14 protein-coding genes and 1 tRNA gene are annotated in these 17,462 nt (G+C 62.7%); 4 read left to right on the top strand and 11 right to left on the bottom strand.

All coding sequences use genetic code 11. The features are described from left to right. Nucleotides 1-689 precede the first annotated feature (689 nt). Nucleotides 690-1,649, top strand: a complete 960-nt coding sequence (locus AC07O2_RS00395) for a phosphoribosyltransferase family protein (protein ID WP_495073764.1) — start codon at nucleotides 690-692, stop codon at nucleotides 1,647-1,649. Between the two features lie 6 nt (nucleotides 1,650-1,655). Here AC07O2_RS00395 and AC07O2_RS00390 read toward each other — a convergent pair whose 3' ends face one another. The 3 genes from AC07O2_RS00390 to AC07O2_RS00380 form a co-directional block, all read right to left on the bottom strand. Continuing rightward, nucleotides 1,656-2,030 carry a hypothetical protein gene (locus tag AC07O2_RS00390; RefSeq protein WP_495073763.1) on the bottom strand — a complete coding sequence of 125 codons (375 nt, stop codon included), beginning with the start codon at nucleotides 2,028-2,030 and terminating at the stop codon, nucleotides 1,656-1,658. Between the two features lie 116 nt (nucleotides 2,031-2,146). Next, nucleotides 2,147-2,221: transfer RNA gene (locus tag AC07O2_RS00385), tRNA-Arg, on the bottom strand. 166 nt (nucleotides 2,222-2,387) lie between these two features. After that, nucleotides 2,388-2,888: an Lrp/AsnC family transcriptional regulator gene (locus AC07O2_RS00380; protein ID WP_495073762.1), complete on the bottom strand. Its 501-nt coding sequence runs from the start codon at nucleotides 2,886-2,888 to the stop codon at nucleotides 2,388-2,390. An 86-nt stretch (nucleotides 2,889-2,974) separates the two neighbouring features. On the opposite strand from AC07O2_RS00380, the gene AC07O2_RS00375 reads away from it, so the two are divergent. Beyond that, nucleotides 2,975-3,859 (top strand): EamA family transporter, encoded by an 885-nt coding sequence (locus tag AC07O2_RS00375; protein ID WP_495073761.1) that lies wholly within the window; start codon nucleotides 2,975-2,977, stop codon nucleotides 3,857-3,859. Between the two features lie 21 nt (nucleotides 3,860-3,880). On the opposite strand, the gene AC07O2_RS00370 is transcribed toward AC07O2_RS00375, so the two are convergent. Genes AC07O2_RS00370 through AC07O2_RS00350 form a run of 5 tightly spaced genes read right to left on the bottom strand, consistent with a single transcriptional unit; the run spans nucleotide 3,881 to nucleotide 12,244 of the window. Beyond that, nucleotides 3,881-7,753 (bottom strand): translocation/assembly module TamB domain-containing protein, encoded by a 3,873-nt coding sequence (locus tag AC07O2_RS00370; protein ID WP_495073760.1) that lies wholly within the window; start codon nucleotides 7,751-7,753, stop codon nucleotides 3,881-3,883. Continuing rightward, a complete protein-coding gene (locus AC07O2_RS00365; protein ID WP_495073759.1) occupies nucleotides 7,753-9,564 on the bottom strand; it encodes an autotransporter assembly complex protein TamA in 1,812 nt (603 codons plus the stop codon). Before AC07O2_RS00365 ends, AC07O2_RS00370 begins: the two co-directional genes overlap by 1 nt. 4 nt (nucleotides 9,565-9,568) lie before the next feature. Further along, on the bottom strand, nucleotides 9,569-10,759 hold the full coding sequence (locus tag AC07O2_RS00360; protein ID WP_495073758.1) for a vWA domain-containing protein: 1,191 nt from the start codon (nucleotides 10,757-10,759) through the stop codon (nucleotides 9,569-9,571). 17 nt (nucleotides 10,760-10,776) lie between these two features. Then, nucleotides 10,777-11,373 carry a GNAT family N-acetyltransferase gene (locus AC07O2_RS00355; protein ID WP_495073757.1) on the bottom strand — a complete coding sequence of 199 codons (597 nt, stop codon included), beginning with the start codon at nucleotides 11,371-11,373 and terminating at the stop codon, nucleotides 10,777-10,779. 28 nt (nucleotides 11,374-11,401) lie between these two features. Next, nucleotides 11,402-12,244 (bottom strand): AAA family ATPase, encoded by an 843-nt coding sequence (locus AC07O2_RS00350; RefSeq protein ID WP_495073756.1) that lies wholly within the window; start codon nucleotides 12,242-12,244, stop codon nucleotides 11,402-11,404. Nucleotides 12,245-12,353: 109 nt separating this feature from the next. Here AC07O2_RS00350 and AC07O2_RS00345 point away from each other — a divergent pair, with 109 nt between their 5' ends. Continuing rightward, complete coding sequence (locus AC07O2_RS00345) at nucleotides 12,354-13,019, top strand: c-type cytochrome (RefSeq protein ID WP_495073755.1); 666 nt, start codon at nucleotides 12,354-12,356, stop codon at nucleotides 13,017-13,019. An 81-nt stretch (nucleotides 13,020-13,100) separates the two neighbouring features. Here the strand turns inward: AC07O2_RS00345 and AC07O2_RS00340 are convergent, their stop codons facing one another. Beyond that, nucleotides 13,101-13,535 carry a DUF1841 family protein gene (locus AC07O2_RS00340; RefSeq protein WP_495073754.1) on the bottom strand — a complete coding sequence of 145 codons (435 nt, stop codon included), beginning with the start codon at nucleotides 13,533-13,535 and terminating at the stop codon, nucleotides 13,101-13,103. Between the two features lie 403 nt (nucleotides 13,536-13,938). Here AC07O2_RS00340 and AC07O2_RS00335 point away from each other — a divergent pair, with 403 nt between their 5' ends. After that, nucleotides 13,939-14,946, top strand: a complete 1,008-nt coding sequence (locus AC07O2_RS00335) for a helix-turn-helix transcriptional regulator (RefSeq protein WP_495073753.1) — start codon at nucleotides 13,939-13,941, stop codon at nucleotides 14,944-14,946. 14 nt (nucleotides 14,947-14,960) lie between these two features. Here AC07O2_RS00335 and kefC read toward each other — a convergent pair whose 3' ends face one another. Together kefC and kefF are read right to left on the bottom strand one after the other, a co-directional pair. Further along, nucleotides 14,961-16,787, bottom strand: a complete 1,827-nt coding sequence (gene kefC / locus AC07O2_RS00330) for a glutathione-regulated potassium-efflux system protein KefC (protein WP_495073752.1) — start codon at nucleotides 16,785-16,787, stop codon at nucleotides 14,961-14,963. A gap of 6 nt (nucleotides 16,788-16,793) precedes the next feature. Continuing rightward, nucleotides 16,794-17,462, bottom strand: coding sequence for a glutathione-regulated potassium-efflux system oxidoreductase KefF (gene kefF / locus AC07O2_RS00325; protein ID WP_495073751.1), 669 nt, complete (start codon nucleotides 17,460-17,462; stop codon nucleotides 16,794-16,796).

The raw sequence follows: 17,462 nt of genomic DNA, 5'->3' as shown, positions 1-17,462 counted from the left end.
AAAAGTAGCATAACCCGGTCGCGTGGTCGGGCTGGGTTTTTCCGCTGGTTGTAGCGATGTAGTCAGCAGAAGGCCGCATCCGCTGAAAAGTAGCGCGCAGCCGTTGCGCTACCGTTCTTTACGCCCTTATTCTTGAATAAAAACGGCTCTAGCGCAGGCAATATCTGCGCAAGAAGCTATAAAAAATAGAGCGCTTGGTGCCTCCATCTTTTGACGAAAAGATGCCTACTGATCGAGACCTAACGGTTAGCCGGAGCTGCAGTGGTTCGTCAAATTTTTGATATCTGGATATTTTTCCAAGTACTCGCCAGAGAGCCAGTCTGCACGCTACTTCCAGGAGATTTTGATGGCCGAGACATACCGCAGCGACATTTTTATCCCGCAGGTTTTGAGGTCGACATTACGTTGGGCCACATTTAAGAAGCACTGGGCTATTCTTTAAGTGTCAGAACAGTGTCGCGCCCTGCTAAACAGGGGCAAATACATGTCGAGATGCACAGCTCCAGCTAATTGTCATCGGTCAGCGAGCGCCGCTGCAAAATGCCCTGTGTGCAGTGGCCGCTATGGCGGCAAATGCTAGTAGAAGGGCACCTTTTTGGCTCCTTCCTGTTCCGTAAACCCTCATTTATTGCAATGTAACAAAATGTTGTAGTCCGGGCATAATTTCTCCAGGTAATTCTGGGGAATACATGATTTACAAATCGATAGCCGATCTTTCGAGAGATATTGCGGCGGGACATGCAACGTTGCCGCGAGGGGTTGATTTGATCGTGGGCGTGCCTCGTAGTGGTCTTTTGGCCGCCAGTATTCTTGCGCTTTATGCCAATTGCAAGGTGACAGATGTGCACTCCTTTTGCACCAATGCCCCACTCGCTACGGGGCGTACCCGCAAAGATGGCACAGCAGAGCATTCGATGGGCTACTTGCAAACTGCGTGGGATGCGAAAAGCATCGTCGTGATTGACGACAGCGCCTGGACGGGGAAATCCATCAATGATGCCCGGACGATGATTGAAACCTCCGGCTACAAAGGGAAGGCGACATATGGTGCGGTTTACACAAGCCCGACATCGACCCCGCTAGATTTTCATTTTGCAAGCACGGGCTTTCCGCGAGTTTTCGAATGGAACCTCTTCCATCGTGACGAAGCCGAACACTATTGCGTGGATATTGACGGCGTGCTTTGTCTCGACCCCTCGGCAGAACAAAACGATGATGGGCCAAAATACATCGATTTTCTGCAGGCTGCGCGCCCTTTGGCGGCAACTTCCTATCGGATTGGTCATTTGGTGACGAGCCGGCTTGAGAAGTACCGACCGCAGACGGAGCAATGGCTGCGTGATTTCGGGGTCAAGTATGGCGAATTGCACATGCTCGACTTGCCGTCAGCTGAAGAGCGCCGCCGTTTGGGCGCCCATGGAAGCCACAAGGCAAAGGTCTACAGCAAACTGAAAGATGCTGTCCTGTTTATCGAGAGCGAAAGTGAGCAGGCGATCGAGATTGCTCGGTTGTCAGGCAAGCCTGTCCTTGATTACGGTCAACATGTCTTGCGGACCCCGTCGTCCTTGGCGAGCCTGCCGCGTGTTCTTGAAAAGAAGTCTCGCGGATTCGCCGGAAGAGTGAAACGCAAAGTGAAGAGCTGGCTCTGATCTAGCTTAATTTCCGTCCCTTGCCGGTAAACCCCGGCCAAACAAGCCGCCTTGAGCAATCTCGGCGGCTTTTCTTTCCCTCGAATCTCGCCCATGTACAAAACCATCGCATCCAAAATCACATGGAACTGGGACTACCCCGAGCATATTGACATGCTGATGCGCTGCTGAATGGGTGTCTGTACGACCATTTGCAGAATGGACATCCATTTCAAGGTAACTGAGCTGAACCGTACTGCTGGCCTGGTGGAAAAAATCGGAGGGGTCGTCGCTTCGGCCGCCGAATTCGCTGGCTGCGATCTGCAAGCGGACGTACCGGTAGTCAAGCGCGCGACGGTATTTTTCGGTATTGGAAATTGCCAGGGTAGTGTTGTCGTTCATGGCGTGGACGAGGTCGTTTCAGGACCCTCAGCCTACCCATGGCACTGCAAAAATCTGTCAAAAAGTCCCAGCTTTGTCCCAGTTTGTTCAGTGCGCTATAGAAATCAACGACTTACTGGTCCCCTCGACAGGAATCGAACCTGTATTTAGCACTTAGGAGGCACTCGTTCTATCCATTGAACTACAAGGGGAGCCGGGATTGTAGGGCCTGGCAAGGGCAGTTTTGGCGTGGTCGCCGGCCGGCGTGCAAATCGTGCTTTTGTAGTCCTGGGTGCAGCAAATGGATGGATATTTGCTATTGAAAGCGTAGCTACTAGCGCAGTTTCTATCTGCGCGGGCGGCTTATTTTTTATAAATTTATCCAGCGGTGCTGCTCGGCAGCGCCTTGTCCAGCGGCAGCTGCAGGCCGGACTTCAGCCAGCCCAGGGTGACCGAGGTGCGGAAGCGGCGGATATTGTCGTCGCCTTCGAAGAGGCGCCGCGTCAATGCTTCGTAGTCGGCCATCGAGGCCACGGTGACGATCAGCAGGTAGTCGGCCTCGCCGGTTACGCTGTAGCACTGCTGCACCGCGGGTTCAGCGGCGATGCGGGCGCGCATGGCGGCGGTGCGGTCGGGGCGTTCGTTCTCCAGGTGCAGCTCGATGATGATGGTCAGCGGCAGGCCGACCTTGGCCGCGTCTATCACGGCTACATTGGCGCGGATCACGCCGCTGTCTTGCAGCCGGCGGATGCGCCGCTGCACCGCTGGCGCCGATAGGTGCACGGCTTCGGCAATCGCGCGCTGGGGCACGCTGTTGTCCTTTTGCAGGATGTCCAGGATGGCGATGTCGAATGCGTCTAGGGGCAGGGCGGCGGACATATGGGTGGACGATGGTGAGCGAATCTTGCGTTTGTGGCCTGTTTTTGCAGCGAAAACCAGCCGTGCTGCGATTTATATTTTCACCCATGACTTTGACACGCTACCCACGGGTGATTCCTTTTTTGGCGGTTCTGGGCGCGGTGACGGCGCTGGGCATTGGCACGTCCTGGGCCAAGCAGCTTTTCCCTTTGGTGGGCGCGCAGGGCACGTCGGCCGTGCGCGTGGGCTTTTCGGCCCTGCTGCTGTTGCTGCTGTGGCGGCCCTGGCGCTGGCATTTGTCGCGCGCCGATGCCATCTCGATTGCCTGCTACGGCGCTGCGCTGGGGGCGATGAACCTGATGTTCTACATGTCGCTGCGCACCTTGCCGTTTGGGCTGGCCGTGGCCATCGAATTTGCCGGGCCGCTGGCCTTAGCGATTGCCGCGTCGCGCCGGATGGTGGATTTTGTCTGGCTGGCGCTGGCCGCTCTGGGCCTGGGCATGCTGCTGCCCCTGGGCCTGAGCAGTAACGACCTGGACCCCACGGGCGTGCTGTACGCACTGGGGACGGCGGTGCTGTGGGCCCTGTACATCGTGTTCGGCAAGCGCGTCGGCCATCTGCATGCGGGGCATTCGGTGTCGCTGGGCCTGCTGGTGGCGGCCATCGTGGTGGTGCCGGTGGGCATTGTGCATGCCGGTGCGGCGCTGCTGTCGCCCACGGTGCTGCTGGTGGGCGTGTGTGTGGCGGCAATCTCCAGCGCGTTGCCGATCTCCTTGGAAATGGTGGCGATGAAGCGCCTGCCCAAGGAAGCCTTCGGCATCATGATCAGCATGGAGCCGGCAGTGGCCGCGGTGCTGGCCATGGGCTTGCTGGACGAGCACCTGAACCCCCAGCAGTGGTTGGCCATAGGCTGCATCATGGCTGCGTCCATGGGCAGTGCGGCCACTGCGCGGCGGCCACAGACGCATGCGTCGCAGGTGGTCGCTGCTTAGATCGTGAACACGTTCTCAGCTTCAGTCGTAGGTGAGCGTGAAGATCAGGTCGATCGCGCTTTGTTCGCCGGTCTGGCCGCGCAGGGTGAAGCGTTTGCTCAGGTCGTAGAAGATGTAGAGCGTGCCCAGCGTGCCGGCCAGGCTGTGCTCGTAGGCCACGTAGAAGTCGCGCGACAGGCGTTTGCCGAATGTGACGGCGGCAGCGGTGGTGGTTCCGTCGGTCTTGGTGCCGCTGCCGCTGAACGATAGCTCGTCCAGGCCCAGTGCAGATGCCAGTCCGCCCGAGATGCCCTTGCCATTGCCGCCCAACAGGGCCAGCGCGGCCTGCTGCAGCACGGCGGCTTCGGCGCCACCGTTGGCGGCGCTGCGTCCCAGCACCAGCCAGGCGAGTTTTTCGGCATCGGACAGGTCGGAGTCGGAATACAGGCGCACCCGTGGCGCCAAGGCGGTGCCGGTGATTTGTACCCCCACGCGCACGCTGAGGTTGGGGCGGATCGCCAGCACGTCCAGCGACGGGTTATCAAAAGGCCCGTTGAAGCGCAGGATGCCTTCCTCAATATCCAGGTTCTGGCTGTAGGCGCGGTAGCTGCCGCGCACAGTGCGCAGCTCGCCGGTGACGCGCGGGCCGGCCAGCGTGGGGCCGGCGCGCAGCTTGAGCTGGCCGGTGAGCCGGGTGTCCAGGCCGCGCCCGACCAGGCGGAAGTCGTTGCCCAGGTCCAGGTCCAGCGTGATGTCGGGCGTATTCTTGGAGGCTGTGGGCGTGGCCGCCGTGGTAGCTGTGGCCCCGGTGCTGCGGGTGCGCACCACCACGTCACCACCCAGGCTGGGGGCGGTTTCATCGGGCAGGATGAACAGCGCCTGGTCGGCCTTCAGCGCGCCTTGCAGGCTCAGTTTGCCTTGTTCCAGATGGGCTTGCAGCTTGCCGGAGACCGACAGGCGCCGGTCGGCCCGGGCCGAGACGCGTAGAGCCTGCGCCTGGGCTTGCAGGTCCAGCTGGATGCCAGCCGGAGCCACGCTGGACCAACGGGCGAAGCCGGTGGCGGTCAGCGTACCGCCGTCGCTGCCTGCCGGTGCGGCCGTGCCACCGGTGGGTGCGCCGCGCAGGCTGAATTCGTTGATGTTCAGGCGCTGGCCTTCCAGCGTGGCGCGGAAGCGGCCGTCGCGCAGCTCTATGCCTTCCACCACCGAGCGCAGCGCCAGGTCGTCGGCCTGCAGCGTACCGGCCCATTGCGGTGCCTGGCGGGTGCCGCTGAGGCTTGCGTTGGCGGCCAGCGTGCCGCGCATGCGCCAGCCGGGTGGGGCCAGCACCGACCAGATGCCGACCCGGGGCAGCTCTGCGCGCACGCTGCCGCTGAGTGGCGCGTCGGCCGGCCAGGTCCAGCCGCTATCGCTGTTGTTGATTTGTGTGCCGAGGTTGGCCTCGATCTGGCCGGCACGCTCGCTGTCCCAGCGCAGGCTGGCGCGCAACTGGTTGCCATTGCTGCGTAGCCCCACGCTGGCGGTACGGATGCCGGCGCTGATGGTGCTGGCCGTGTTGGCGGAGCCCGCACGTGCGGGGCCGGTGTCGTCGCTGGTCTGCAGCAGGATGTCGCCGCTGCGCCGGCTGAGGTTGGCGCTGATCTGCAGGGTCTGGGCGGCCTGGATGTCCCAGTCGCCGTCCAGCACCAGGTCGCCCTTCAGGCCCAGTTGCGCCAGTTGGCCGCTGCTGGCGGCCAGGGTTTCCAGCCAGCCCATGGTGATGCCTTGCACGTTGCCCTGGGTGCGCAGCCGGGTGTGCGCACCATCCTGAACCCAGGCCACGGGCTGCCAGCTGATGCGCGCGCTGCCCGGTGCCGGGCCGGTCAGGCTGGCGGTGCCGGCGGCGGCGGCGGCGTCCAATGCCGTGGTGCCGGCGCTACGGGCCAGTTTCAGGGCCAGTGGCTGGTCCAGCTGCAGCCGCCACGGCCCGGGCCGGGTGCTGTCCTGCAGCTGGAGCACCAGACTGGCGATACGGGCCTGCCACTGGTTGGGGGCGGAAAGGTCGGCACTGGCGCGGCTGTCCAATTTCAGCTGCTGGGTACCGGTGGCCAGTTCGGCCTGTAGTTGCAGGTCCAGCGCTTGCAGCCTGCCGGACAGGTCCAGCTTGCCATTGCGCAGCAAGATGGGGTCGCCGCTGGCGGGGCGCAGCTCCAGCGTGGGCACGCTCAGCTGGGCTTGCAGGCCCAGGCCATCGGACCCTGCCTTTTGTGCAGAGCCTGCGAGATTGGCCCAGCCGCCGGTCCAGTGGCCGCTCAGGTCGGCCTGGCCCTTGATGGCCAGGTTTTGCAGGCTGGTGGCAAGGCCGGGCAGGCGGACCAGCCACTGGGTGGTGGCTGCGGCGTCGGTGACGTGCAGGCTGATATTGCCCGCGCCCTGCTGGGCGCTGAGGTTGCCTTGCAGGTCGGCCTTGGCGCCGGGCAGGCTCAGCTGTAGCTGCCCTTTGGCCGCGCGGCTGGCCAGTGTCAGGTCCAGTTGGCCCTGCAGTTGCGCGTCGTCGGTCTGCAGCTGTAGGGTGGACAGGCTGAGCGTGCCCTGGGCCCAGCGGCCTACGGCACGTGCCTGCTGTATGCGCAGGCCGTTCAGGGCCGAGCGCGCGGGCGCTGCACCAGCAGGTTGCAAGGCGGCGGTGAAGCTGATGGCGGCGCTGCGACTTTGTGCACTGAGCTGACCGTTCAGCGGCGCCGGGTCCAACTGGGTATGTAGGGCCGAGGGGGTGATGCGCTGCAGCTCGGCATTGGCAGTCCAGTCGTTGCTGGCCGTGCCGTCCAAATGGTTTTGCAAATGGCCTTGCAGATGCAGGCTGCCCTGGCCCAGCTGGGCGGTTAGCGACTGCACCACCCAGGCACCCTGTTGAAACTGCAGCTGGGCACGTGCGCTGTCTACCGGAATACGGCCCTTGTCCCAAGGGCCGCTGAGGCGGTTGTCCACGGCTGCGCTGGCGTTCCAGCGGCCGCCTGGCGTGCCGGACGCATCGGGTGTGATCTGGGCGCTGCCGCTCAAGCGGGTTTGTGGCGCCTCGGGCCAGAGCTCGGCCAGGTTGAGGTCCTGAAACTTCGCCTCGGCTTGGTGCAGTGGCTGTTCTGCCCAGGGGCGGACTTGCGCTGTCACGGTGGCTTGCAGGGGCTGTTGGGCTGCTTTGTCTGGCGTCAGCTGGGCCAGTACTTCCAGCTGGGCGTCCTGGCCGGCCAAGGGGCCTTGGGCGGAGGCGCTGGCTGCGATGTGCAAGGGGGCTTTGCTGCCTGGGATGCTGGTTTCCACCTGGCCCTGTAGCTTGGCCTCCAGGGCCATGGGGTTGCGTGCCTGCAGTTGGGCTTGCCCGCTGTACTGGCCGGATGCAATGCGCAGGCTGTCCAGCTTCAGCTGGTGCTGGCTGCCGTCATAACGGTAGCGGCCTGCCAGTTGGCTGGCCTGCAGCGCGGGCGGGCCGGTCCATTGCAGGTCATTTACCGCAAACACCACATCCAGCTGCAGCGGCAGGACAAGTTCGGTCAGCGGCTTGCTGGGGCTGGTGGAGGGGGCTTGCGTGATGCGCAGCTGTGCCACGCGCAGTTGGCTGAGGTGCAGCTTGCGTTGCAGCAGGGGCTGGATCTGCCATTCCACCGCGATGTCTTGCGCATCTATGGTGATGTCCGGGCTTTGGTAATGCAGGCTGCCAATGTGGCCGCCCTGGCGCACCGAGCCGCTGACGTCGCGCACCTCCAGCGAATGGCCGGTCGGCAGATAAGGTGCCACCCGGCCCAGGGCCGTGGCCAGCGAGGTATCGCCACCCAACCAGAGCCAGATGCCGCCAGTCAGGGCCGCCACCAGGGCCAGCAGCGCCAAGGGCGCACCCAGCAGCCACAGCAGGCTTTTACGTGAAGGTCGCCAGATCGCCATCAGAAGCTGAACCCTACGCTCAGGTGTAGCCGCATCTTGTGGGTGGCCAGGCCATAGGCTAGGTCGATCTGCACCGGGCCGACCGGGCTGCGCCAGCGCACGCCGGCGCCCACGCCGACCTTGGTTTCCAGCGAGCCAATGGTGTTGGCCACCGCACCGGCGTCGGCGAACACCGCGCTTTCCCACTCGGTGGTGCGGCCGTTGTAGACGATGGGGCGCTGCCATTCCAGGCTGCCGGAGGCCATGTAGCGCCCGGCGCTGACCGTGCCGTCCGCGGCCACGATACCGATGCTGTGGTAGCTGTAGCCGCGCACGGTGGTGTCGCCGCCGGTCAGGAATTCCTGGGTGCTGGGCACGTTGGCGCTGGCCTTGGCCACCACGGCACCGCCTTCTGCGCGCATGGCCAGCCGACCCAGGCGCATGGACGGGCCATCCGCCGGCAACAGGCGGCTCAGTGGGAAGTAGCCCAGCCAGCGTGTCAGCACCCGGGTGAAAGGCTGGCGGTCACTGCCTAAGGTCAGACCCTGGCCTAGTTCTACCGCCACGCCGTAGCCCGATGTGGGGGTGCGGATGTCGTCAAAGTTGCGCTGCGTCCAGGCGTAGTTGGCACTGATGGCGCTGGCCGTGCTTTGGGGTTCGGAGTCGGTGGTCGTGGTGGCCTGGTCGTACTGCAGGTAGATATTGCGGTCGATGTGGTCGTTGATTTGCGTGCGGCCGGCGCGCAGGCGTTGGCTGTTGGTCACGGTGCCGCTGACGGCTTCGCGCTCCAGCTGCGCGGAGGTGACCCAGCGCCAGCTGCGCTCGTCGGGGTGCGAAGTGAGTTCGGTGCCCAGTGTCTGGGTCTTGTGGTCGAGCGACAGCTTGGAGACGCCGCGCCAGCCAATCCAGGGCAGTTGGTGGTGCGTGTGTTCGGCGGATATACGGGGCCCGCTGTCGGTGCTGAAGCCCACGCCCAGCACCAGCTTCTGCAGCTTGGCCTCGCGCAGTTGCGCAACTACGGGGGCGGCTGCGGGGTCGCCGGCGGTGTCCAGCGTGAGAAAGACCGAGTCGAAGTAGCCGCTGTCGGCCAGGCGTTGCTGGGCCTGCAGCAGCTGGGCCTGGGTGTAGTCTGAACCGCTGGGTAGTTGGGCCAGGTTGCGCACCAGGTCGGCGTCGTAGCGTTCCAGGCCACGTATCTCCATGGCGCCAAATCGGTATGCCGGCCCTGAGGCCAGCGTGACCTCCAGGCGTGCCTGGTGGGTGTCGGGGTCGATGTCGGCCAGGCTGTTCTGGATTTCGCCGGTGGGAAAGCGCTGCACGGTCAGGCTGCGCAGGGCCTGGGTCTTGGCGTCGTCCCAGCCGTCCTGGGTAAAAGTGTCGCCAGGGTGCAGCTGCCAGTCGGCGCGTATGCTTTCGCGCAGCGGGGCGCTGTCGGGGTCGTCGGCCAGCGGGCCGCTGAAGTCTATGTGGACCTCGCTGATGCGGGTCGGCACACCGGGGTCCACAGTCAGCACCACTTCGACCGGGGCCGTGGGGCTTTGTGGGGTGTCTACCGTGGTCAGCGTAACCGTAGGTGCAAAGTAGCCGCGCGTGGCCAGCAGGTCACGGGCATTGCGCTCCGCGGCTTGCAGCAGGCGCGTGAGTTCGGTGGCGTCCAGGTCGGTCAGGCTGCGGTAGCGCTGCAGCTCCAGGTGGCGCGTGAGCATGTCGGTCAGATTGGCGGGCGCGTCGATGCGCAGGTCAAACGCCGATTTGGCAGGGGTTTGTGCCCATGCAGCAGTTCCTGCAAAAGCCCATGCCCAGAGGGTGATCAATATAACTTTGCGCAGCATCCGTCTATTTGGAAAGCAAGCGCATGGCTTCCTCCAGGCCTTTGAGCGTCAGGGGGAACATGCGTTGGCCCATCAGTTGCTGGACGATGGCAATGCTTTGGCGGTATTGCCACAGGCCTTGGGGTTCGGGGTTGATCCAGGCGAATTGGGGGAAGGCGCGGGTCAGGCGCTGCAGCCATTCGGCACCGGCTTCTTCGTTGTTGTATTCCACGCTGCCGCCGGGCTGCAGGATTTCATACGGGCTCATGGTCGCGTCGCCGATGAAGATCAGTTTGTAGTCTTTGTTGTACTTGTGCAGGATGTCCCAGGTGGCGAATTTTTCGCTGTAGCGGCGGCGGTTGTGCTTCCACATGAAGTCGTAAACACAGTTGTGGAAGTAATAGAACTCCAGGTGTTTGAACTCGCTTTTGCTGGCGCTGAAGAGTTCCTCCACCCGCTGTACGTGTTCGTCCATGCTGCCGCCCACGTCCATCAGCAGCAGCACTTTCACGTTGTTGTGGCGCTCCGGCACCATCCTGATGTCCAGGAAGCCGGCGTTTGCCGCGGTGCTGCGTATGGTGTCGGGCAGGTCCAGCTCGTCGGCATGGCCTTCGCGGGCGAACTTGCGCAGGCGGCGTAGCGCGATCTTGATGTTGCGCGTGCCCAGCTCTTGCTGGTCGTCGTAGTCTTTGAAGGCGCGCTGGTCCCATACTTTCACCGCGCTTTTGTGGCGGCTTTTCTCCTGGCCTATACGTATGCCTTCGGGGTTGTAGCCGTTGGCGCCGAAGGGGCTGGTGCCTCCGGTGCCTATCCATTTGCTGCCGCCTTCGTGGCGTTCCTTCTGCTCTTCAAAACGCTTTTTGAGCGTTTCCATCAGCGCGTCCCAGCCCATTTTTTCGATCTGGGCTTTCTCTTCGGGGCTGAGGTCCAGCTCCAGATTTTTGCGCAGCCAATCCAGCGGGATGTTCTGTGTGAAGTCGGCCACCATCTCCACGCCCTTGAAGTAGGCGGCAAAAGCCTGGTCGAACTTGTCGTAGTGCTTTTCGTCCTTGATGAGGGTGGTGCGGCTGAGGTAGTAGAAGTCGTCTATGGATGTGCCGTCCTCGCTGGCTGGGCCGACCACACCTGCCTTCAGTGCTTCCAGCAGGCTCAGATATTCCTTGACGGAGACCGGTAGCTTGGCGGAACGCAGGGTGTAGAAGAAGTCGATCAGCATGGCGGTGGCAAGCAGGCTCAGGGGCGTGGCTTGTCCAACAGGTACAGCAGTTGTGCTTTGACCTCGGGCCATTCACCGCTGCGCAGGCTGTACATCACGGTGTCGCGGATGGTGCCGTCGCGCCGCACCGCATGGCCACGGATGACGCCGTCTTTCTTCGCGCCCAGGCGTTCGATGGCAGCTTGCGACGCGAAGTTGAAGTTGTCGGTGCGCCATCCCACCACATGGCAGCCCAGGGTTTCAAATGCGTGTGTCATCAACAGCAATTTGGCCGTGGTGTTGACGTGGCTGCGCTGGCTGCTTTTGCCGTACCAGGTGTAGCCAATCTCCACGCGCTTCACAGCCGGCAGGATGTCGTGGTAGCTGCTGGTCCCCAATACGCGGCCAGTGGCTTCGTCCTTGACTACGAATGCGAAGCGGTTGCCATCGGCGCGCATCTTCAGGGCGGTCTCTATATAGGAGCGGGTGTTCTCGGGTTCGGGTACCGAGGTGACGCGGATGTTCCACAGTTCGCCATCGGCGGCGGCGGCTTGCAGGCCGGCTTCGTGCTGCAGCTCCATGGGTTCCAGCAAGACACCGCGGGCACGCAGGTTGACAGCTTGTACAAAACTCATTCCAAAACTCCTATTGTGGATGGCAAGGTTAGCGGTTGCGCTGGTTCATGAAAACCAGCTTCTCAAATAGGCTTACATCCTGCTCGTTCTTCAGCAGGGCACCTACCAGGGGTGGTACTGCCACCTTATGGTCCTGGCTGTGCAGTGCCTCGGCCGAAATGTCTTCGGCGACCAGCAGCTTGAGCCAGTCCAGCAGCTCGGACGTGGATGGTTTCTTTTTCAAACCCGGCAAATTGCGTACGTCGTAGAAGGTCTTCATGGCCGCAGCCAGCAGCTCTTTCTTGAGGCCGGGGAAGTGCACGTCCACGATCTTCTGCATGGTGCCGGCGTCGGGGAACTGGATGTAGTGGAAGAAGCAGCGTCGCAGGAAGGCGTCGGGCAGTTCCTTTTCGTTGTTGGACGTGATGAACACCAGGGGGCGGTTCTTGGCACGGATGAGCTCGCGCGTCTCGTAGCAGTAGAACTCCATGCGGTCGATCTCGCGCAGCAGGTCGTTCGGGAATTCGATGTCTGCCTTGTCGATTTCGTCGATCAGCAGGGCCACCGGCTCGTCTGCGGTAAAGGCCTGCCACAGCACGCCCTTGACGATGTAGTTATGGATGTCCTTGACTCGCTCGTCGCCCAGTTGGGAATCACGCAGCCGGCTGACGGCATCGTATTCATACAAACCCTGTTGCGCTTTGGTCGTGGATTTGATGTGCCATTGCAGCAGGGGCATGCCCAAGGCGGCGGCTACTTCCTCGGCCAGCATGGTCTTGCCTGTGCCGGGCTCTCCCTTGACCAACAGCGGTCGTTTGAGCGTGGCCGCTGCATTGACTGCCAACATCAAATCCTGGGTAGCAACGTAATTGTCGGAGCCTTGAAACTTCATGGTGGGTGCAGAAGGATGGGTGGGATTGAATTACCGACGCATATAATCCGCGCACGTCGGCGAGCTTGATGTACAAGCTTGTTTCTCCCCCAGATTGTGCGCGCAAAAAATGAATAAATTATTGACCACGGTGTTGACGTTTGCAGTAGCTTCGGTGGGTACTCTGGTGAGTGCACAAGACATTGTGGGAGATGCCAAAGCGGGGCATGCCAAGGTGGACATGTGCATTGGCTGCCACGGCATCAAGGGCTACCAGGCCAGCTTCCCCGAAGTGCACAAGGTGCCCATGATTTCCGGGCAGGGCGCAAAGTACATCATCTCTGCGTTGAACGCCTATAAGAAGGGCGACCGCAAACACCCCACCATGCGCGGCATCGCCGATTCGCTCAGCGACCAGGACATGGCGGACGTGGCAGCCTATTACAGCAGCCTGGGTGTGGTGGAGGGCGCAACGCTGCCAGCCAAGCCCACGGTGCAGCCCTCTGCCCAGGTGACGGCATTGCTGACCAAGGGCGCTTGCGTGTCCTGCCACGGTGACAATTTCTCCAAACCTATCGACCCCAGCTATCCCAAGATTGCGGGTCAGCATGCGGACTATCTTTATGTTGCTTTGAAGGCGTACAAGACCGAGGGAAATCCCTTGGTGGGTCGCGGCAACGCCGTCATGGGCGGCGTGGCTAAGCAGTTTTCCAATACCGAACTGAAGGCCTTGGCTTCGTATGTGCACTCGCTGGACAGCGAGCTGAAGGTCGTGCCGCAGTCGCGCTTCCGTTAAGTCTGCCTAGGTCACAAAAAAGCCCGCTGTCGCGGGCTTTTTTGATGGTTGCTGAAAGTGGTGTCTTGGGTGCCCAGGACTTCAATCCCGTGTTGCCTGGCGCTGCACACAGGCGATATAGGCTTCGCCATCGGGCGGGCGGCCGGCGCGCTGGCTTTCCCACAGCATCTGGCCCAGGCAGTCCATGGTTTCGTGGTGCGCCGCGTGCAGCGAGTCGCGCCGCCGCGTCAGCAGCTCCACCGCCTGGCGTATGCCGCGCGGCTGGTCGATGGAGCATTGCTCGCTGATCGACAAGTGCATGGACAGGTGCAAAAAGGGGTTGGTCGCGCCAGCCTCCAGATCGTAATTTCGGGCCAGGGCGGCATCCAGATCATGTAGGTCGGCATGGTATTCAGGATGCTCGTCCATCCATTGGCTTGCTATGGTTTCAATAGCTTCTAGTGCTTGACCTGCCTTCGCTTTGGCGTAAACAGTACAGAAAAATCGGCGAACATCGGCTTGCGAGGGATTGAACATGGCGCCAAGCCTACCACGGCCAAACCGGGGCGTTGTCGCTCAAGCTCCGCGGCAGTTTGTGCGCATGGATTCCGTTCGCGTGGCGGGGTTTGTTGGATGCGCGCAACTTCGCGGTGTCATCGCTGTTCTTGAGCGTGGCGTTAGTAAAGCTGTGGATGGAGTTTCGATTCGCCACAGCTTTCTGGATGCTGGGTAGGTTGTTTACTGGTAAGCAGCTGCTGCAAGACACTGTAAAGTAGGCGCTGCAGTTGCATGAATATGTCGCAAGGATGTGGCTTGTATACAGTTGAACCAAGGGAAACTCGCTAGTTCGCTGTGTAAAAGTGCCTTGCTCTCTGCATGGCTATGGAATTAAATGGTTACATCTGTTACTTGAATACCTGATTCCATCTCCGGAGATACCATGGACCAGACGGGGCGCCTCTACAAAATCGACCAGCTACTGCGCCAACACAAGGTCATCAGCTTCGCTGCGCTGCAGGATGAACTGAAAGTATCCCGTGCAACGCTGAAGCGTGACCTGGATGACCTGCGCAAACGGCTGAAATTGCCCATTGAATGGAGCCGCGCTGCGGGCGGTTACCGGCTTGCGGCATTGCAGGAGCCCAGAACTAGTGCTCATGAGCTGCCGGGCCTGTGGTTTTCACCGGCTGAGATCCAGGCCTTGCTGACTTTGCAGCATCTATTGGCCTGCCTGGATACCGGGGGGCTGATACTCAACCCCGTGTCCGAGGCCGAGCGCCTGATGGCACTTTTGCAAAGCGACAACGTCGAGCTGCAGGAGCTGCGTGAGCGCGTGCGTATCGTCGGGCTCGAGCGGGAACCAGCTACGCCGCGGTACTTTGAGCGTGTGGGCCAGGCCCTGGTGCGGCGCAAGCGCCTGTTGCTGACCTATACCAAGGGCGAGCTCACGCTGGTGGGATGTGAGGTTTCGCCTCTGCGGATGGTGTCGTACCAGGGCGTCTGGTATCTGGAGGTGTGGTGCCACGGCCATAGCGCGCTGCACAGTGTGGAGGTGGCGGCCATCATCGATGTGCAGGTGCTGGGCACCGGCGCGGTGGACATGGGCGCTGACAAGCTGGATGCGGCTTTTGGCCCGCTGTACGGCATCTACCCCAGTGGTAGGGTGCGTTGGGCGCGGCTGCAGTTTGGGGCGGAGCATGCGGCGGAGGCGGCGCACTTGCAGTGGCATTCCCAGCAGCAGGGCCGCGTGCAGCAGGACGGCAGCTATCTGCTGCGCGTGCCTTACATGGACCACCGGGAACTGATGAGCGACATCTTGCGCCACGGCGCACGCTGTGTGGTGCTCGGCCCAGCCAGCCTGCGTCAGGTGCTGGCCGACGAGGTGGCCAAGATGGCCGCCGCTTACCAGGCGGCGGCGCCGCTGGATGAGCCCGAGGTGGTCGAGTAAAAACGGTCTGGGCCTCAGTGCCCCCGGGTTTTGGCCCGGCGTTGCGCTTGCTCTTCCCGCTCCTGGGCCATTTGCTCCTCTAGCTGCTGGCGGCCCTCGGTGGCCACGGCGATCAGCTTGTTGCGGTCTTTGCGGTGCGGGTACATCTGCTCGAACAACCCGATGTTGTGCCGCCGAAAACGCATGGCCTGCTGCCGAGCCTCGTGTGGCGGGTAACCCACCAGCTCCAGCACCGAACGCGCGCTACGCAGGCTGGACTCGAACAGTTCACGCTCTACCCGCTGCACACCCCGGTCGCGCAGCGCATACCAGTGGGGCACGTCGCGGGCCCGGGCGACAATCTCCAGGTTGGGGAAGTGCTCGCGTGCGATGTCCACGATCTTCAGGCTCTGCTCCTTGTCGTCCACCGCCACGACCAGGATCTTGGCGGTGGCAGCGCCCGACAGGCGCAGCAGGTCCAGCCGGGTGGCGTCGCCGTAAAACACGCGAAGGCCGAACTGGCGGATGGTCTCCACCATTTCCGCGTCATGGTCCAGCACGGTGGCGCCTATGCCCTCGGCCAGCAGCATGCGGCCCACGATCTGGCCGTAGCGGCCAAAGCCGGCAATGATGATGGGCGCCTCTTGCTGCTCGGTCAGCTCTTCCAGCTGCGGCCCGCTGCGCTGCGCCAGGCGTGGCAGCAGCAGTTTGTCGATGGCCAGCAGCAGCAACGGGCTGACCAGCATCGATACCGCCACCGAGCCGATCAGCAGGGACGAGGTCTGCGCAGAAAACACCTGTGCCGCCGTGGCGGTCTGGAACACCACGAAGGCAAATTCACCGCCCTGCGCCAGCAGTACGGTGAACACCGGCCGCTCCTGGAAGGGCACGCCCATGGCCTTGGCGATGGCGTAGATCACCAGCAGCTTGGCCAGCAGAAAACCGGCCACGATGGCCGCCATCAGCCCCGGCGAACGCAGCAGCACGCCAAAGTCCACGCTCATGCCCACGGCAATGAAGAACAGGCCCAGCAGCAGGCCCTTGAAGGGTTCGATATCGGTCTCCAGCTCGCGCCGGTACTCGCTCTCGGCCAGCAGCACGCCAGCCAGAAAGGCACCCAGCGCCATCGACAAGCCTACCGACAGCATCAGCGAGGCAATGCCCACCACCAGCAGCAAGGCCGCTGCGGTGAAGATCTCGGGCGTCTTGCTGCGCGCAATCCAGTGGAACAGCGGGCGCAGCAGCAGCCGGCCACCCAACACAATTCCGGCGATGACTGCTATTGTTTTAAGAGCTGCTAGCGCAGGTGATATGTGCGCTAGCGCATCATTTTCTTCAGAAATGGCGCCCAGCAGCGGCAGCAGCGCCAGGATGGGGATGGCGGCCACGTCCTGGAACAGCAGGATGGAAAACCCCGCCTGCCCGCTGCGCGTGGGCAGCAGATTACGTTCGCCAAACACCTGTAGCGCAATCGCCGTGCTGGACAGGGCCAGGCCTAGCGCCGCTACCAGGGCGATGCGCCAGGGCGCCCCGGCCGCCATGCCGCCCAGCAGTATCACCACGGCGCAGCCCAGCACCTGGGCCGAGCCCCAGCCGAAGATGGGGCGGCGCAGGCTCCACAGGCGCTTGGGTTCCAGCTCCAGGCCGATTAGGAACAGCATCAGCACCACGCCGAATTCGGCGAAATGCAGGATGTCCTGCACCTCGGTCACCAGGCCCAGGCCCCAGGGCCCGATGACGATGCCGGCGGCCAGGTAGCCAATGATGGAGCCCAGGCCCAGGGCCTTGCTCAGCGGCACGGCGATGACTGCCGCGCTCAGGTAGACAAAGCTGTTGACCAGCCAGGAGGGAGCGTGTTCCATGGGGTATCAGATGTCCGTTGCGGCTTCGGGCCAATGGGGGTAGTGCTGCAGGCGCTGGCGGAACTGCGCGATATGCGCCAGCACCTCTTGCTTGCCCGCGCTGTGGGCGCTGTGCAGTACCAGCGGCGGCAGAAAGCGCATGCCGCACAGAGCGGCGGTGTGCTGGTAGGGCGGCAGGAAGGCATCGAAATCCGACGCCTGCTTGCCGCTGGGTTGGTACGAGCCCTCTTGCCCGCCAGTGGTCAGCACCAGCCACAAGGCCTTGCCACGCAGCGCGGTGCCGGGTGCGCCCTGGGGCGCGGTTTCGTCGCTGCCCGCAGACACCACGCCATAGGCCCAGCCGTAGGTCAGCACCTCGTCAAACCACAGTTTTTGCAGCGCGGGCATGGAATACCACTGGATAGGGTGCAGCAGCACCAGCAGGTCGGCTGCCTCCACGCGGGCCTGCTCGGCCGCCACGTCGATGCTGTAGTCGGGGTAGTTGGCATACAGGTCCTGCACCTCCAGGTGCTGGCCGTCGGCGGTATCGGCCAGGGCTCGGGCCGTATCCAGCAGGTGCTGGTTGACGCGTGAGGCGCGCCAGTTCGGGTGGGCGGCCAGCAGGTAGATGCGGGGCGGGGCGTTGTCGGGGGGCGCTGGGTCGGCTGGATTGGGGTTGGAACTGGCTTCGTGCAT

The sequence above is a fragment of the Rhodoferax sp. GW821-FHT10B06 genome (genome assembly GCF_059415605.1).
Note: the sequence above shows the minus strand (reverse complement) of the source record. Positions and strands in the feature narration are given on the sequence as shown.

Bases quoted from the DNA above. Each gene is read 5' to 3' on its own strand.
- AC07O2_RS00395 (WP_495073764.1), top strand. From the start codon at position 690: ATGATTTACAAATCGATAGCCGATCTTTCGAGAGATATTGCGGCGGGA.
- AC07O2_RS00365 (WP_495073759.1), bottom strand. From the start codon at position 9,564: ATGCTGCGCAAAGTTATATTGATCACCCTCTGGGCATGGGCTTTTGCA.
- AC07O2_RS00350 (WP_495073756.1), bottom strand. From the start codon at position 12,244: ATGAAGTTTCAAGGCTCCGACAATTACGTTGCTACCCAGGATTTGATG.
- AC07O2_RS00345 (WP_495073755.1), top strand. From the start codon at position 12,354: ATGAATAAATTATTGACCACGGTGTTGACGTTTGCAGTAGCTTCGGTG.
- AC07O2_RS00360 (WP_495073758.1), bottom strand. From the start codon at position 10,759: ATGCTGATCGACTTCTTCTACACCCTGCGTTCCGCCAAGCTACCGGTC.
- AC07O2_RS00390 (WP_495073763.1), bottom strand. From the start codon at position 2,030: ATGAACGACAACACTACCCTGGCAATTTCCAATACCGAAAAATACCGT.
- kefC (WP_495073752.1), bottom strand. From the start codon at position 16,787: ATGGAACACGCTCCCTCCTGGCTGGTCAACAGCTTTGTCTACCTGAGC.
- AC07O2_RS00380 (WP_495073762.1), bottom strand. From the start codon at position 2,888: ATGTCCGCCGCCCTGCCCCTAGACGCATTCGACATCGCCATCCTGGAC.
- kefF (WP_495073751.1), bottom strand. From the start codon at position 17,462: ATGCACGAAGCCAGTTCCAACCCCAATCCAGCCGACCCAGCGCCCCCC.
- AC07O2_RS00340 (WP_495073754.1), bottom strand. From the start codon at position 13,535: ATGTTCAATCCCTCGCAAGCCGATGTTCGCCGATTTTTCTGTACTGTT.
- AC07O2_RS00355 (WP_495073757.1), bottom strand. From the start codon at position 11,373: ATGAGTTTTGTACAAGCTGTCAACCTGCGTGCCCGCGGTGTCTTGCTG.
- AC07O2_RS00375 (WP_495073761.1), top strand. From the start codon at position 2,975: ATGACTTTGACACGCTACCCACGGGTGATTCCTTTTTTGGCGGTTCTG.
- AC07O2_RS00335 (WP_495073753.1), top strand. From the start codon at position 13,939: ATGGACCAGACGGGGCGCCTCTACAAAATCGACCAGCTACTGCGCCAA.
- AC07O2_RS00370 (WP_495073760.1), bottom strand. From the start codon at position 7,753: ATGGCGATCTGGCGACCTTCACGTAAAAGCCTGCTGTGGCTGCTGGGT.